17 protein-coding genes and 1 tRNA gene are annotated in these 15,064 nt (G+C 28.3%); 7 read left to right on the top strand and 11 right to left on the bottom strand.

Annotation, left to right across the window (positions count from 1 at the left end; translation table 11 throughout):
• The first annotated feature begins 29 nt into the window (after window positions 1-29).
• The gene (locus F754_RS0102590) at window positions 30-419 is read left to right on the top strand and encodes a DUF6165 family protein (RefSeq protein WP_023648359.1); all 390 of its coding nucleotides are present in this window, start codon (window positions 30-32) and stop codon (window positions 417-419) included.
• Here the strand turns inward: F754_RS0102590 and F754_RS0102585 are convergent.
• The 6 genes from F754_RS0102585 to F754_RS0102560 all read right to left on the bottom strand — a co-directional run bounded on the left by F754_RS0102585 (window position 409) and on the right by F754_RS0102560 (window position 5,163).
• Window positions 409-1,197 (bottom strand): phytanoyl-CoA dioxygenase family protein, encoded by a 789-nt coding sequence (locus F754_RS0102585; RefSeq protein ID WP_023648358.1) that lies wholly within the window; start codon window positions 1,195-1,197, stop codon window positions 409-411. The genes F754_RS0102590 and F754_RS0102585 overlap by 11 nt on opposite strands.
• A gap of 2 nt (window positions 1,198-1,199) precedes the next feature.
• Window positions 1,200-1,877 (bottom strand): ABC transporter permease, encoded by a 678-nt coding sequence (locus tag F754_RS0102580; RefSeq protein WP_023648357.1) that lies wholly within the window; start codon window positions 1,875-1,877, stop codon window positions 1,200-1,202.
• Complete coding sequence (locus F754_RS0102575) at window positions 1,877-2,569, bottom strand: ABC transporter permease subunit (RefSeq protein WP_023648356.1); 693 nt, start codon at window positions 2,567-2,569, stop codon at window positions 1,877-1,879. Before F754_RS0102575 ends, F754_RS0102580 begins: the two co-directional genes overlap by 1 nt.
• A gap of 44 nt (window positions 2,570-2,613) precedes the next feature.
• Window positions 2,614-3,465: a transporter substrate-binding domain-containing protein gene (locus tag F754_RS0102570; protein WP_023648355.1), complete on the bottom strand. Its 852-nt coding sequence runs from the start codon at window positions 3,463-3,465 to the stop codon at window positions 2,614-2,616.
• Between the two features lie 59 nt (window positions 3,466-3,524).
• Window positions 3,525-4,565: an adenosylmethionine decarboxylase gene (speD, locus tag F754_RS0102565; RefSeq protein WP_023648354.1), complete on the bottom strand. Its 1,041-nt coding sequence runs from the start codon at window positions 4,563-4,565 to the stop codon at window positions 3,525-3,527.
• Window positions 4,566-4,638: 73 nt separating this feature from the next.
• Window positions 4,639-5,163 (bottom strand): 5'-methylthioadenosine nucleosidase, encoded by a 525-nt coding sequence (locus tag F754_RS0102560; protein ID WP_023648353.1) that lies wholly within the window; start codon window positions 5,161-5,163, stop codon window positions 4,639-4,641.
• Between the two features lie 5 nt (window positions 5,164-5,168).
• Here F754_RS0102560 and F754_RS0102555 point away from each other — a divergent pair, with 5 nt between their 5' ends.
• Window positions 5,169-5,696 (top strand): adenine phosphoribosyltransferase, encoded by a 528-nt coding sequence (locus F754_RS0102555; RefSeq protein WP_023648352.1) that lies wholly within the window; start codon window positions 5,169-5,171, stop codon window positions 5,694-5,696.
• On the opposite strand, the gene F754_RS0102550 is transcribed toward F754_RS0102555, so the two are convergent.
• Window positions 5,693-6,577 carry a glycosyltransferase gene (locus F754_RS0102550; RefSeq protein WP_023648351.1) on the bottom strand — a complete coding sequence of 295 codons (885 nt, stop codon included), beginning with the start codon at window positions 6,575-6,577 and terminating at the stop codon, window positions 5,693-5,695. The two genes, F754_RS0102555 and F754_RS0102550, sit on opposite strands and share 4 nt — an antisense overlap.
• A gap of 58 nt (window positions 6,578-6,635) precedes the next feature.
• On the opposite strand from F754_RS0102550, the gene rfbB reads away from it, so the two are divergent.
• The 4 genes from rfbB to F754_RS0102530 are packed head-to-tail and all read left to right on the top strand — an operon-like array spanning window position 6,636 to window position 9,749.
• Window positions 6,636-7,652 carry a dTDP-glucose 4,6-dehydratase gene (rfbB, locus tag F754_RS0102545; protein ID WP_023648350.1) on the top strand — a complete coding sequence of 339 codons (1,017 nt, stop codon included), beginning with the start codon at window positions 6,636-6,638 and terminating at the stop codon, window positions 7,650-7,652.
• Entirely contained in the window at window positions 7,645-8,511 is an 867-nt protein-coding gene (locus F754_RS0102540; RefSeq protein WP_023648349.1) for an NTP transferase domain-containing protein, read from the top strand. Before rfbB ends, F754_RS0102540 begins: the two co-directional genes overlap by 8 nt.
• 3 nt (window positions 8,512-8,514) lie before the next feature.
• Window positions 8,515-9,039: a dTDP-4-dehydrorhamnose 3,5-epimerase gene (rfbC, locus tag F754_RS0102535; RefSeq protein ID WP_034390982.1), complete on the top strand. Its 525-nt coding sequence runs from the start codon at window positions 8,515-8,517 to the stop codon at window positions 9,037-9,039.
• Window positions 9,036-9,749: a sugar nucleotide-binding protein gene (locus tag F754_RS0102530; RefSeq protein ID WP_023648347.1), complete on the top strand. Its 714-nt coding sequence runs from the start codon at window positions 9,036-9,038 to the stop codon at window positions 9,747-9,749. Before rfbC ends, F754_RS0102530 begins: the two co-directional genes overlap by 4 nt.
• A 9-nt stretch (window positions 9,750-9,758) precedes the next feature.
• Here the strand turns inward: F754_RS0102530 and F754_RS0102525 are convergent.
• Window positions 9,759-9,835 (bottom strand) — tRNA-Met (locus F754_RS0102525).
• A 322-nt stretch (window positions 9,836-10,157) separates the two neighbouring features.
• On the opposite strand from F754_RS0102525, the gene F754_RS0102520 reads away from it, so the two are divergent.
• A complete protein-coding gene (locus tag F754_RS0102520; protein ID WP_023648346.1) occupies window positions 10,158-10,970 on the top strand; it encodes a hypothetical protein in 813 nt (270 codons plus the stop codon).
• 236 nt (window positions 10,971-11,206) lie between these two features.
• Here F754_RS0102520 and F754_RS0102510 read toward each other — a convergent pair whose 3' ends face one another.
• Genes F754_RS0102510 through ald form a run of 3 tightly spaced genes read right to left on the bottom strand, consistent with a single transcriptional unit; the run spans window position 11,207 to window position 15,033 of the window.
• The gene (locus tag F754_RS0102510; protein ID WP_023648345.1) at window positions 11,207-11,416 is read right to left on the bottom strand and encodes a hypothetical protein; all 210 of its coding nucleotides are present in this window, start codon (window positions 11,414-11,416) and stop codon (window positions 11,207-11,209) included.
• A gap of 49 nt (window positions 11,417-11,465) precedes the next feature.
• A complete protein-coding gene (locus tag F754_RS0102505; protein WP_023648344.1) occupies window positions 11,466-13,910 on the bottom strand; it encodes an FAD-dependent oxidoreductase in 2,445 nt (814 codons plus the stop codon).
• Between the two features lie 4 nt (window positions 13,911-13,914).
• Window positions 13,915-15,033, bottom strand: coding sequence for an alanine dehydrogenase (ald, locus tag F754_RS0102500; protein ID WP_023648343.1), 1,119 nt, complete (start codon window positions 15,031-15,033; stop codon window positions 13,915-13,917).
• Between the last annotated feature and the right edge of the window lie 31 nt (window positions 15,034-15,064).

Below are 15,064 nucleotides of genomic sequence, written 5' to 3'. Positions count from 1 at the left end.
TATAACAACTTAACATAGTATATTTTTTAATGAATAAAATTCTAGTTGAAGTATCTGTAGGTGAATTATTAGACAAAATTTCTATTCTAGAAATTAAAAAAGAAAAAATTAAAGATCCTGAAAAACTTAAATTTATATCTAATGAACATTCGATTCTAAAAGAACAGTTAGAAAAAAATGTTAAAACAGATGAAAAAATAGAAAAATTATTCCAAGATTTAAAAGAAATAAATTCGAGATTATGGGTGATAGAAGACGATAAAAGAGATTGTGAAAAAAATAAGGATTTTGGTGAAAAATTTATAAGATTATCTAGAGATGTTCATTTTTTAAATGATGATCGAGCCAAAATTAAATTAGAGATTAACAATCATACTGGATCAGTTATTAAAGAGATTAAAGAATATACTAGTTACTAAAAATTTTAGGAAACCAATCTTCTCTCATTATATCTCCAGTTTTTAAATTAATTCCATCAAATGGTGGCGAAGTAGGCCCTCCTCTATCAATATACTTTATATCATCACCAATAAATCTCATTGAAAATGCTCTTCGAGATTTAGAAGTATTATTTCCTGTGGAGCCATGAACAGTTTTAAAATTAAACAACACTGCATCACCTAAATTAAGTTCTGGGATTAAAATATTTTTTTCAAATTCTTCTGATGAAGGTAAATCCATAAAAGAATTATCATTTTGATACCAAGATTGATTATTAGACCATTTGGTGGGTCTAATTAATTTTTGCCATTTGTGAGAACCTATAATTAATTTTAGATTATTTTTATTATCAACTTCATCTAATGGTATCCAAAAACTTCCTGAATTATTACCATCAACACAATAATAAGGCATATCTTGATGCCAAGGTGTTTCTTTAAAAGTGCCTGGTTCCTTTATGAATATATGTTCATGAAAAATTTGAGATGATTTAGAATTAGTTGCTTCTGCAACAATTTGAGCTCCAGGTGAATTAAAAATACAATCCTTAAACTCTTCTACTCTTTCCCAATTACAATAATCTTCAAAAAATCTACCATTACTATCATTTACATTCTCTCGTCCATGCTTACTGGGATTATCTAAAACCTTTTGGAAACCTTTTCTTAATGGCTCTATCCAATCTTTAAAAATATCTTTAATAATTATCACACCATCTATTTGATAATCTTTAATTTGTTTTTCAGATAAAAACATTTTTATTGTTGAAAACTATATTTTTTCTCTAAGTATTTAATGAGATTATGAATAATAAAAGTCATGAATAAATAAATTCCACCTGCAACAATAAAAACTTCTATTGGCTTAAAGGTTGTTGAAATAATATATTTAGCAACACCCGTTAAGTCCATTAATGTAACTGTGCTAGCTAAAGAAGTGCCCTTCATCATTAATATTATTTCATTTCCATAAGCAGGCAGTGATTGTCTAATCGCTATTGGAATTTGAATTTTATAGAATATTATTTTGTTTGATATTCCTAAGCTTTTACCCGCTTCAATAATACCAGGTTTTATTGTTTGAAATGCTGATCTTAATATCTCTGATGTATAAGCACCTGTATTTAAAGTGAAGGCTATAATTGCACACCAGTAAGGTTCTTTTAAAATAACCCACAGAAATGTTGATCTTAGATACTCTATTTGTCCTAAACCAAAATAAATAATAAAAATCTGAACTAATAAAGGTGTGCCTCTAAAGACATAAGAATATCCATAAGCAAATTTATTAATGAATATATTTTTGTTTAATCTTAAAATTGCAAACAACAATCCAATAAACAAACCAAAGAATAAAGAAACAGATAAAAGTTTCAGAGTAACAACCGTTGCACCTAGTAATTTTGGAAAGCTAGTGAACATTAATTCAAAATCCATTAATACCCCCTGCTATATCTAGCTTCTAATCTATTGATTAGTTTCATACTTAAATAAGTTAATAATAAATATAAAACTGCAGCAAATGAGTAGAAGAATAATGGATCTCTAGTAGATCCTGCTGCAATATAAGATTGTCTCATGATTTCAACCAACCCTGTAACTGAAATAAGAGAAGTATCCTTTAATGTAATTTGCCAAACATTACTCAAGTTTGGAATAGCTAGTCTTAACATTTGAGGTAATATTATTTTATAAAACTGCGCAAATTTACTTACTCCTAATACTTTAGCAGCCTCAAACTGACCTTTGTCTATTGATTGTATTGCTCCACGAAAAACTTCTGTTGAATAAGCACCTGAAATAATTCCAATTGCCATTGAGCCAGTTATAAAAGCATTAATCTCTATATATTCAAAATATCCAAAAATTGAAGCAACATACATAATCGCTCCACTTCCACCAAAAAAGAAAAGATAAATTACTAAAAGTTCAGGGACACCTCGAATAACTGTCGTGTAAAAATTTCCAATTAAATTTAGAGATTTATACTTAGATAATTTTAAGGGTGTAAATATTAGTGCGAAAAAAAATCCAATAAACATTGCTGTGATAGAGACAGCTATTGTCATCAGGGTTGCGTAAAATAATTCGTCACCCCAACCAGTTTTACCAAATGCTAGAAGTTCCATATAGATTGGCGACTATATATTATAGTCGCCAAATCTGAAATTAATTACATAGATGCATCAAAACCAAAGTGTTTAATGGCAAGTTTGCTAATAATACCTTTTTTTCTAGCAGTATTAATTGCTCTATTGAAGTCTTTTAGAAGTTTAGCGTCTCTTTTTCCGATCGCGTCATCTCCACCTTGTCTAATACCAACACCAACACCATTACCAAATGCACCACCTGAAAAAGTTGGTCCAACTAGTACTACTGGCTTACCTGATTTGTCAGCATAATCTGTAAATGCAACTGCTGCAGCTAAGGCAACATCACATCTTCCAGATGTAAGATCTAAGTTTACTTCGTCTTGAGTTTTATAAGTTCTAACATTCACACTTCCAACGTCACCCGATTCTAAAAAGTTTTGGTGAATTGTTCCTGTTTGTGTACAAACAGTTTTACCAGCAAGTGCACCTGTTAAAGTTTTAAGAGCTTTTTTAACATCAGATCCACCTAATGATAAATTAATACCTTCTGGGGTATCCATTCCCTCTAAACTTGAACCTTTCATTACTGCAAGTGATGCTACTTCATCAGCATAACCTTGAGAAAAAGTAATTGTTTTTTGTCTTTCAGCTGTAATTGACATTCCTGCCATAATCGCATCAAACTTTCTCATTAACAAAGCTGGAATCATTCCATCCCAATCTTGTTCAACAATAGTACATTCATGTTTCATGATTGCACAAAGTTCTTGTGCTAACTCAACCTCAAAACCTATAAGATTACCTGAAGCATCTTTAGAGTTCCATGGAGGATAAGCACCTTCAGTTCCAATTTTTACTTTGTCAGCGTAAACATTTCCGATAACTAACAAGGAAGCAAGAAGTGTTAAAATAGTTTTTTTAAATATATTCATTATTTTCTCCTTTAAATTGAAGTAATTATTTCACAGATTTAATAATTTAAAAAGAAAAATTAATGATTTATTGATGATGAAAAATTCCAAGAACAATCAAAACTTGGAACATAAACTCTAGATAATTTAGTATTTCCAAAATGATGGTTAAATACATTTAGCCAACTATCAACTTGTTTGGGCTTTTTGTCTTGACTTCCTACTTGAGCGGTAATTACGCCTTTTGGTTTCAAAATTCTAATCATCGAATCCATATTTTTAGCAGCAAGATCTATACAGAATTGATCGTCATTAAGATCTACAAAAATATGATCATAAGTATCATCCTCTACCAATTTAATACTTTCAAAAGCATCACCCCAAACACATTTTACAGAATTTTTTTCAGTTGCTTTTTTTCCAATATCACCAAGATGTTTATTGCATACATTTACAACTTCTGGATCTAGTTCAAACCAATCAATAAAATTAAAATTTTTAGATATACATTCTCTTGCTACTCCGCCATCACCACCACCAATAATAGCTGCTCTTTCATTGTTCTTATTTAAATTAAGACCAGCTCCAACAAATGTAGAGCTGTATAAATGCTCATCAGTTGCAGCAACTTGTATTTCACCGTCAATAAATAATGATTTACCAAATTGTTCTAATTCTAAAATTTCAATATGTTGACCAACTTTTGATTTAAAATCTTCAAGAACATCATTTACCACATATGATTTTTGTAATCCTGGTGAGCTATAAATGTCATGATAAAGAGATTTTGTATCTCTATTAAATTCTTTTTTAACAATTCTTTTATGAACAAATTCTTTTTTTATAATATCAATTGCAACAGATGGATTTACTTTTCCACATGTAAAAAAATCAAAACTAATTATTCCTTTTTCAGGAAATGTATGAAAACTGATATGACTTTCAGCTAATAAAGCTAAAATAGTAAAACCTTGTGGTTCAAACTTGTATTTTGAAATATTAAGAATTTCAACTTTTGCAGCTTTTGCAATGTCTTGAATTACTTTTTCATATAATGAAGGAACGTATTCTTTTGTGGTACCAATAATATCTAGAGTAATATGTTCACCAACTTTAGTCATATCTAAATTAATTTTAAAAAAGTCTTGATATAGATATTAGCACTATTTTCAATGAAAAAATATAATCGCTAAACTAGAAATTGTTAGTCTTAGTATGGAATAATTTAGCACCTTTCTTGCAATTTTCTATCCAATCAATTGAAGCACTATCATCTGCGTTATCTGAAATATATTTAAAACATCTAAACTTTATACCTTCAAGTTTACAAACTTTTGCAAGAGCGTAAGCCTCCATGTCAACTAAATCTACATCCATTTCAATTTGTTTATTAACAAAACTGTCTCCAGTTCCACAAGAATATCCTTCATTAGAATTAAGTATTTCATTAATATCATCAAATGGTGTTTCACCTAATTTAATATCTAATAAACCTCTAACGTCCATGTCTCTTTGATAAAATTTTGTTACCTCGACAAGACCTGACAAATTTTTTTTAATATTTCCTGCGGTACCATAATTAATTACTTCTGATGGATTATGTTCATGAATTAATTTAGTTAAATTATAAGTGGCGTTAACCTTTCCTACTCCAATATAATAAAAATAATTTAAACCAACAGTTTCTTCTTTCAAAGCTGCAACAAATAATTTATTCATAAAAAATGGATTTAAAAAAATATATTAGATCAATACCAGATTATCCTAAAAAAGGAATTCTTTTTAGGGATATTACTACTTTGATTAAAGATGAAAGTGCTTTTGCAGAAACTATTGATCAAATAGTTGAAAGATCAAAAAAATATGAATTTACCAAAATTGCAGCTATAGAATCTCGTGGTTTTGTATTTGCATCAGCAGTTTCATACATCTTAAAAAAACCATTTATAATGCTTAGAAAAAAAAATAAATTACCAGCTGACGTTCATTCGGTTGATTTTGAACTGGAATATGGAAAAGCAACAATAGAGGTTCACAAAGATTCTTTAGACGAAAATGATAGTGTATTAATTGTAGATGATTTAATAGCAACAGGTGGAACTGCTGAAGCAGCTGCCAAATTAGTAAAGATTTCTAAAAGTAAAGTTGCTGCATTTATATTTGTAATTAATCTATTTGATTTAGGTGGTTCAGATAATTTAGTTAAAAATAATTATAAAGTTGAAAACTTAATTAATTTTCCTGGCCACTAATTATCTATTTTAGGTCTATGATATGATTTTTTTCCAAGTAAAGCATTTAAAAATCCTAGAACCCTATGAAGATAAATTCCTTTTTTTTTACTATTAATTAAAAAGTAAAATAGTACTTTTAATATTGCAGATAAAAATGATGGAAAACACTCAAAAAATGCTTTTATAAAACCATAGTGTTTTTTATTGAAATAAAACTTTGACCAAATCCAATGCCAATTTCTTGAAAGTTCAATTTGTTCGCTATATTTTTTATTTACACCACTAGCTCCCAAATGATTAATTTTAGATTTTGGTACAATAAATATATTTTCATATTTCCTAATTCTTTTACAAAGATCATCATTTTCTAAATATAAAAAAATATTTTCATCAAAAAAATTATTATCTTTGAACTGATCTATTTTTTTTAATTTTTTAAGGTTCAATATCATTGCAAAACCATCTACAGTATCAACTTCAAATGGATCAAAATTGTTGGTTAATTTGTTTTTTTTATTAAATTTATAATTGGGAAATTTTAAATTATCAGAAATTGGAGCTATTAATCCAAAAGTATCTATTTCTTTTGAGGCAATTATTATCTCTTCAAGAGTATCATTTTTTAAAATTACGTCTGGATTTAAAATTAAAACATAGTCTGTCTTAATATATTTTAATCCTAAATTATTTCCAGCACCCATACCAAGATTTTTAGATGATAAAATACATTTTACATTTTTGTATTGATTTTCTATTTTACTGGCAAATTCTTTATTACCTGAATTTTCAACTACAATTATTTTTATTTTATCTATTATAGATTTAATGCAATCATGAATTACATCTTCACTATGAAAACTAACAATCACAACCGATAAATTTTGTAAAGATATTGTCATATCAAAGAGTTTATCCACTATACTAATAGTTTTTAGTAATGTAAAAATAATTAAATTTATGGAAAATATTATTGTCACTGGTGGCTTGGGTTTTATTGGTAGTAATTTGATAGATCTTTTGATTAAAAAAAAATACTTTATAATCAATATTGATAAAATTACCTACTCATCAAACTTTTATAATACGAATGAATTTAAAAGTTCAAAAAATTATAAATTTATTAAATGTGACATAAATAATAAAAAAATTTATAAGATTTTAACAACATATAAGCCTGTTTGTGTTTATAATTTAGCAGCTGAAACCCATGTTGATCGTTCTATAGATAATCCACAAAATTTTATTCAAAGTAATATAGTTGGCGTTTATAATTTATTAGAATGTTTTAAAAAATTTACAAAAAAATTTAAAAGTAAATTAATTCATATTTCTACTGACGAAGTATATGGTGATATTCTAAACGGAAGAAGTTCAGAAAATTATCCGTATCAACCAAGCTCCCCTTATGCAGCAAGTAAAGCTGCATCAGATCATCTGGTAAGTTCATATATTAGAACTTATAATCTGAGGGCAATAGTAACTAATTGCTCAAATAATTACGGCCCTAAACAACATCCAGAAAAATTAATTCCTAAACTTATATATAATATTCTAAATAATAAACCTTTACCTATATATGGCAAAGGCACAAACTCAAGAGAGTGGATTTATGTAAAGGATCACTGTGAAGCGCTTTTAAAAGTTTTTCAAAAAGGTAAAATTGGAGAATTTTATAATATAGGATCAAATAAAAATCTTAATAATTTACAAGTTTGTAATAAGCTAATTAAAGTATCAAAAAAAATATCTTCTATAGGTGATAAAGTTAAAATTAATTTTGTTAAAGATAGACCCGGTCATGATACCAGATATGCTTTAAACAGTAATAAAATAATAAAAAAATTAAAATGGAAACCTAAAATAGATTTCGAAAGAGGGATTAAATTAACTTTTAATTGGTATTATGACAATAAAAAATATTATTCTACTCTATCCAAAAAGGATATTTTAAAAAGACTTGGTAATAATGATTAAAAAAGGAATTATTTTAGCAGGAGGAATGGGTACAAGAATGAGTCCATTGACAAAAGCTGTAAATAAACAGTTACTCCCGATTTATGACAAACCATTAATTTTTTATCCACTTTCGATTTTGATGTTAGCACAAATAAAAGATGTCTTGATTATTGTTAATAAAGGTCAACTAGAACAATATAAAAAAATTATTCCTGATGGAAAAAGATTAGGCATAAACATTGAGTATAAAGAACAAGATGAGCCAAGAGGACTTCCAGATGCATTTATTTTAGGTGAAAAGTTTATAAATAACCAAGATGTAGCTATGATTTTAGGAGATAATTTTTTTTATGGCCAGTCTTTATCAGCAATGCTTCATAAATGTATTAAAATAAGCAAAGGAGCAAAAATTATTCTGCACAAAGTTTTGGAACCACAAAAATTTGGGGTGGCTAAAATTAAGAAAAGAAAAATAATATCTATTAAAGAAAAACCTAAAAATTTCTTTTCTGATTTAGCAATTACTGGTCTTTATTTTTTTGATAAAGATGTTGTTAAATATTCTAAAGAGCTAAAACCCTCAAAAAGGAATGAGTTGGAAATTATAGATTTATTAAATAAATATAAAAAAAATAATACGTTATCAGCTGAATTTATAGGTAGAGGTGGGGCATGGCTGGATACAGGCTCTATAGAAGATTTTTACAAAACTAGTAATTTTGTTTCTGCGATCGAAAACCAACAAGGTTTTAAAATTGCCTGTCTTGAGGAAATTTCACTTAATAACAAATGGATAACTAAAAAAGAAATTAAAAATTCAATTAAATTTTATGGAAATTGTCAGTACTCAAATTACTTAAAAAAAATAATTTCTTAAATAATGATTGAAACTAAATTTAAAGATTTATTTATTATTCGAAATGATCAATACAAGGATAAAAGAGGGTATTTCAAAGAATTGATAAGAGAAAACAAGATTAATAAAAAATTCCCTTTTTTAGTAATGTCATTTTCTAAAAAAAATGTAATTAGAGGGCTTCACTTACAGAGAAAAAATTCTCAAGGTAAATTTGTATCTGTATTGAAGGGTAAAATTTTTGACGTAGCTGTTGATATGAGAAAAAACTCAAAAACTTTTGGTAAGTATTATTCATGCACTCTAAGTGAAAAAAATTCAAAATCAATTTTTATACCACCAGGATTTGCTCATGGATTTCAAGCTTTAGATCATGAAAATTATATCATATATAGCTGCACTAAATACCGAAATTCCCAAAGTGAAATTGCAATAAAATTTGATGACAAGGATTTGAATATTAAATGGCCGTCAAATAAGATGGTGGTTTCAAAAAAAGATCAAAAAGGATTAGGTTTTAAAGATTTTAAAAAAATCATTTTAAAATGAAAAAATTAATCTTAGTCACAGGAGGTAATGGCAGATTTGCTAATGTTCTAAAAAAAAATAACAAATTTCTTAATTTTTATTTTGCCTCAAAAAAAGAATGTAATATTTTAGACATTAAATCTATAGATAAATTAATTAAAAAAATTAATCCAAAAATCATCATTCATTGTGCTGCCTTATCAAGACCAATGAATATTCATGAAAAAAATATTTCTAAAAGTATCGATCTGAATATAATTGGAACAGCAAATATAACCAAAGCTAGTGAAAAAAATAAGATAAAACTAATATATTTCTCAACTGGATATGTGTACGAAGGTAAAAAAGGAAATTATTCAGAAAAAGACCCTGTTAAACCATTTAACAATTATGGCTTATCAAAATTAGGAGGTGAATGTTCAGTTGCAATGTATAAAAATTCTCTAATATTAAGAATTACTATGACTGAAAAACCTTTTGCTCATAAAGAAGCTTTTTCTAATCTAAAAACAAATTTTATGTTTCATGAAGATTTAGTAAAAATTTTGCCCAAAGTATTAAATAAAAAAGGTGTTATAAATATTGGCGGCAAATCACAATCAGTTTACTCATTCGCAAAAAAGTACAATAAAAAAGTAAAAAAGATAAAAACTAATATCAATAATACGCTGCCTCTTAATCAAACAATGAATCTTAATAAACTTAAAAAAATTATGAAAAATTATAATTAATTTTTTAAATGGTAGCGGGAAGTGGGATCGAACCACTGACCTCAGGCTTATGAGTCCTGCGCTCTAACCAACTGAGCTACCCCGCCAAGTAATTATCGTTGATTTATAATAGTTTTATTTTTTTGTGCAATCAAGTATTTGCCTTGTTTTCCTTCTTACTGTGCCAGGAGTGTGTCAGGTATTTATGCATTTTTAGTGTGTCAGGATTTATGGTAACGTTTAGAGATTATAAAAAAACTTTTAGGGACCGTGGTTCTGGGTTTGTTGTTGAGTGGGAATGGTTATGTATAAATAATATATTGTTATGAAGCAAATCTTATAAATAAACTATCTATGCAAATACTAAGAGTTATAATACATCGTCTTAAACAGTTAATTAAAAGTCAATCAATATAAAAAAACCTTCTTATGATTAAAAAAATACCAAAAAATTGTTCTTTTTATACGGTACAAGAAATTCCAGGAATTATAAAACCCACAAAAGGTCCTTTCGATCTTAGAAAAAATATTAACAAATTACTTGGAAATTGTAATTTTAAAAACAAAAAAATTTTAGAACTTGGACCAGCAAGTGGCTACATTACATTTTATCTTGAATCTTTAGGTGCTAAAATGACATGCATAGACTTATCTATCAAAAAAGACAAATGGGACACAATACCCCACGCTAATAAAGACTGGAAAAAAAAACAAATTCAAGGAATGAAAGAATTATCTAAAGTTAGAAACGCATTTTGGTTTGCACATAAACAGCATAAATCTAAAGCAAAAATTATAGAAACTCATATAAAAAATTTACCTGAGTCAACCTCTATACATGACTATGGTCTTGTCGCTTCAGTACTTCTGCATATTCAAAATCCTTTTTTAGCACTTCAAATGATGAGTTCAAAAGTTAAGGAAAAGATGATTATTTCAGACCTTATAGATGATATGGGAACAGTTTCTAGTAAGAACAAAATTAAGATTAGCAATATTACTAAGTCTATATCGAGTAAATACTTTAAGAAAAATTCTTTAACAAAATTTTTACCAAGAAATAGTAATCCAAATTTAAATTATGATACGTGGTGGAAATTATCACCAACAACTATTGTTGAAATGATGAAGATTCTGGGTTTTAAAAAAGAAAAATATTTAGAACACATTCAATATTGTAATAAGAAACCAATTGATATGTATACAATTGTTTTTAGAAGAAAAATTAAATTAAAAAAATAGTTTAATTTCCCGCTGTCACTGTTTTAATATTCCTTGTTGTGCCTAGAGTGTGCCAAGATGAATGAAGATGTAAATTAACTTACACTGAACAAGGATAACGACCACTGACCTCAGGCTTATAAGTCCTGCGCTCTAACCAACTGAGCTACCCTGCCAAGTAATTATCGTTGATTTATAATAGATTTCTTTTATGTTTCAATAAACAAATTAAATAGATTTTAAGAACCAAGTTTTAATTATATCAAATAAATAACACCTACTATACTTACACTTAGTATTAAAAGAGATAAGAAAATTATTTTTTTTTTGAATTCTGTTTTTCTTGAAATAGTCACTCTATTTAACAATATATTTATATTTGTTGTTTTTATTTTATCAGATCTTTTGTTTCGATTTTTAATTTGAGATATATCAAATAAATTAATTTCTCTATTATTTTTTGTCATAGCTTTATTTAATCAACTATTTATGTAAATAACAAATTAATAATTTTCATTAAATAAATTTAAAATTTCGTTGTTTTAAAGGTTTTTGTAAATAATTAGCTGGATATTTTATTTTTTCAATTTCGATATAAAAATTTTTGTTTTTTAAATTTTCATTAGAAATATCACAACTTATATATCCAAATGATAAATTCTTACTATAATTAAATGAATAATTTCCAGATGTTGTTTTTCCAATAATTTTATCCTCTAAATATATTGGTTCTTCATGAAGTAGTAATGGAATACCTGGTTTGCTGTCTTTTAAAACAAACATTGCAAATTTTTTGTTAATGATTTTATCTTTGATACTTAACAATTTACTTTTTCCGATAAAATCAAATGGTTTTTTATAACTAATTGCAAAATTTAAACCTGCCTGATACTGATTTTCTTCAGGAGAAATATCATGTCCCCAATGTAAAAAACCACTTTCCATTCTCATTATATCCATTGCATGGGCACCACAATGACTAATACCAAAATCTTTTCCAGTATTAACGATTAATTCATATATTTCTTTTGCATTTTCTTTTTTTATATAAAGTTCATAACCTAATTCACCAACATAGGATAATCTTTGAACCCATACATTTTTTGATCCTAAATTAATATTTTTACTTGTCCCAAATTTAAAAATTTCATTAGAGAGATTTTCATTAGTAATTTTTGATAATAAGTTTCTACTCTTTGGTCCAAAAATTCCTAAACATATTAATTCATCTGTCACATCTTTAAACTCAACATCACCTGATAAGTGTTTTAGAATATGTGCTTTATCGTGAGTCCTTACTGCAGCTGAACTAATAATTCTGAAATGATTGCTATCAATACAAACTACAGTTAAGTCTGTTTCAATACCCGCACCTTCATTAAGCATATGTGTGTATGTACATTTTCCAATTTCATTTTTAATATTAGCTGTACATAACCTTTGTAATTCTTCGTAGGCTTTTTCTCCCTTAATTTCATATTTTGAAAAAGGAGAAAGTTCAAACAAACCAACGTTTTCTATTGTGTTTTTGCACTCAAATTCAACAGATGGATACCAATTTTGATAATTAAAACTATAATCATATTCTGATTCAGAGCCATCTAAAGCAAACCACATTGGTCTTTCATATTCTCCTGATTGACCAAAACAAGCACCAGCTTTTTTTAACTCATCGTGATATGGAAGTAACCTTTGATTTCGTGAAGTCTTGTGTTGCTTATAAGGCCAGTGCATACCATAAAGATCACCTAAAGTTTCTGTTACCCTATTCATTATAAATTTTTTTGAAGAATGAAATTTTTGAAATCTTTTAATATCTAATGAATATAAATCTTCATTCATGTAACCATTAATCATCCATTCAGCTGTAACTCTACCTGCGCCACCTGAGCTTGCAATTCCAATACTATTAAATCCGCAGCACGTGTATAAATTACTAACCTCAGGAGTTTCTCCTAACAAATATTGAGTATCAGGTGTAAAAGATTCTGGTCCTGAAAAAAATTTTCTTATTCCTGCATTTTCTAATATTGGAAGTCTTTTAAAAGACTTTTTTAAGTATGGCTCAAAATGATCAAAATCATCTGGAAATTCTCCAAAAGAAAAATCATTTGGGACAATACCTTTGTCTTTAAATGCATTTTTGGCACCTGGTTCAAAAATACCAACAAGCATTTTTCCAGCATCTTCTTTTAGATATAAACAATCATTATAATCTCTAAGAACAGGAAGATTTTTAGGAAGATCTTTCATAGGTTCAGTTATGATATAGAAATGTTCATTAGGGTATAATGGTACGCTTACTCCAATATCTTCACCAATTTGTCTGGACCACATTCCTGTAGCAAGCACAACGTATTCACAATCTATTTTTCCATTTACAGTATCAACCCCTGTAATTCTTTTATTTTTAACTAATATTTTATTAACTGGTGTTTTTTCGAAAATTTTTACTCCTTCCATTTTTGCAGCTTTTGCCAAAACATTAGTAACTCCGACAGGATCTGCCTGACCATCTTCAGGCATATAAACACCACCTAAAATATCCTGGTCATTAATTACTGGATATAAATCTTTGACTTTTTTTTTATCCAAAACTTCAACATTCACATCAAAAAGTTGTGCAGATGTTGCTTGTCTTAATAACTCTTGAAGTCGCTCTTTTGAACTGGCAACTGTAATTGCACCATTTTGTTTAAGTCCTGTCGACAGTTCAGTTTTTTTTTCAAGTTCTTTATAGAGATTTAGTGAGTATTTTCTAAGCTTTGTAATTGTTGCAGTTGCACCTAATTGGCCTACTAATCCTGCAGCATGCCAAGTAGTTCCTGAAGTCAATTGATCTCTTTCAAGAAGAACTGTGTCTTTCCACCCAAATTTTGCTAAATGATAAGCAACTGAACAACCGGCAACACCACCACCAATTACAACAACCTTTGTGCTGCTTGGTAAAGTTTTTTCCATTTAATTAGATTTTTATTGCCTCTTCTGGTGCAACATAATCATGTCCAAATACATCTGCAACTGCTTTATAAGTTACATGACCTTTATGAACATTTAATCCAGCTAAAAAATTTTTATCTTCTCCTAATGCTTTTGAATAACCTTTGTTTGCAAGTTTAACTAAAAAAGGTAAAGTTGCATTGTTTAGTGCTATTGTGGAAGTTCTCGGAACTCCACCAGGCATATTTGCTACACAATAGTGAACTACATCGTCAACAATATAAGTTGGTTCACCATGCGTTGTGGGTTTACTGGTTTCTACACAGCCACCCTGATCAATTGCAACATCAACAATAACAGAACCACGTTTCATTAACTTGATCATTTCTTTAGTAACAAGTTTTGGAGCTTCTGCTCCTGGAATTAAAACTCCTCCAACTAAAAGATCTGCTTCTGAAACTAATTTATTTAAATCTATTTTGTCACTTTGTTCTGGAATTATCTTATCTCCAAACATTTCAACAAGTTGTTTTAATCTTGCTTCAGACTTATCAACAATATGAACTTTAGCTTGCATGCCAGTTGCAATTACTGCAGCATTTTCACCTACAACTCCCCCACCTAAAATAACAACTGTTCCACCAGGAACTCCTGGGGCTCCACCTAACAAAAGCCCTCTTCCTTTTTGATTTTTCTCTAGACAGTGTGCTCCAGCTTGAACAGACATTCTGCCAGCAACGGCACTCATTGGTGCAAGTAATGGCAGTCTACCATTATCATCAGTTACTGTTTCATATGCGATATTAATACTTTTAGATTTAATAAGTCCTTCGGTTAACTCTTTTGCAGCAGCAAGGTGAAGATAAGTGTATACAATTTGATTTTCTCTAATCATATCTACCTCAACTTTTTGAGGCTCCTTAACTTTAACTATAATTTCTGCATCATTAAAAATATCAGCAGCACTATTAGCAATTTTTGCACCAACATTAGTGTATTGCTCATTATCAAAGCCTGCTTCAAATCCACCATTGTTTTCAACAATTACCTCATGTCCCTCTGAAGTAAGAGTTTTCACGCTTTCAGGGGTAAGTCCTATTCTGTTTTCTTGAGGTTTAATTTCTTTAGGTACGCCTATCTTCATAACGCTTCTCTCTATATTAATTTTTTTAAAA

The sequence above is a fragment of the Candidatus Pelagibacter ubique HTCC8051 genome, assembly GCF_000472605.1.
Taxonomy (GTDB): Bacteria; Pseudomonadota; Alphaproteobacteria; order Pelagibacterales; family Pelagibacteraceae; genus Pelagibacter; species Pelagibacter communis_B.
The sequence above is the reverse complement of the archived record's forward strand: the minus strand, read 5'-3'. Positions and strand labels throughout refer to the sequence as shown.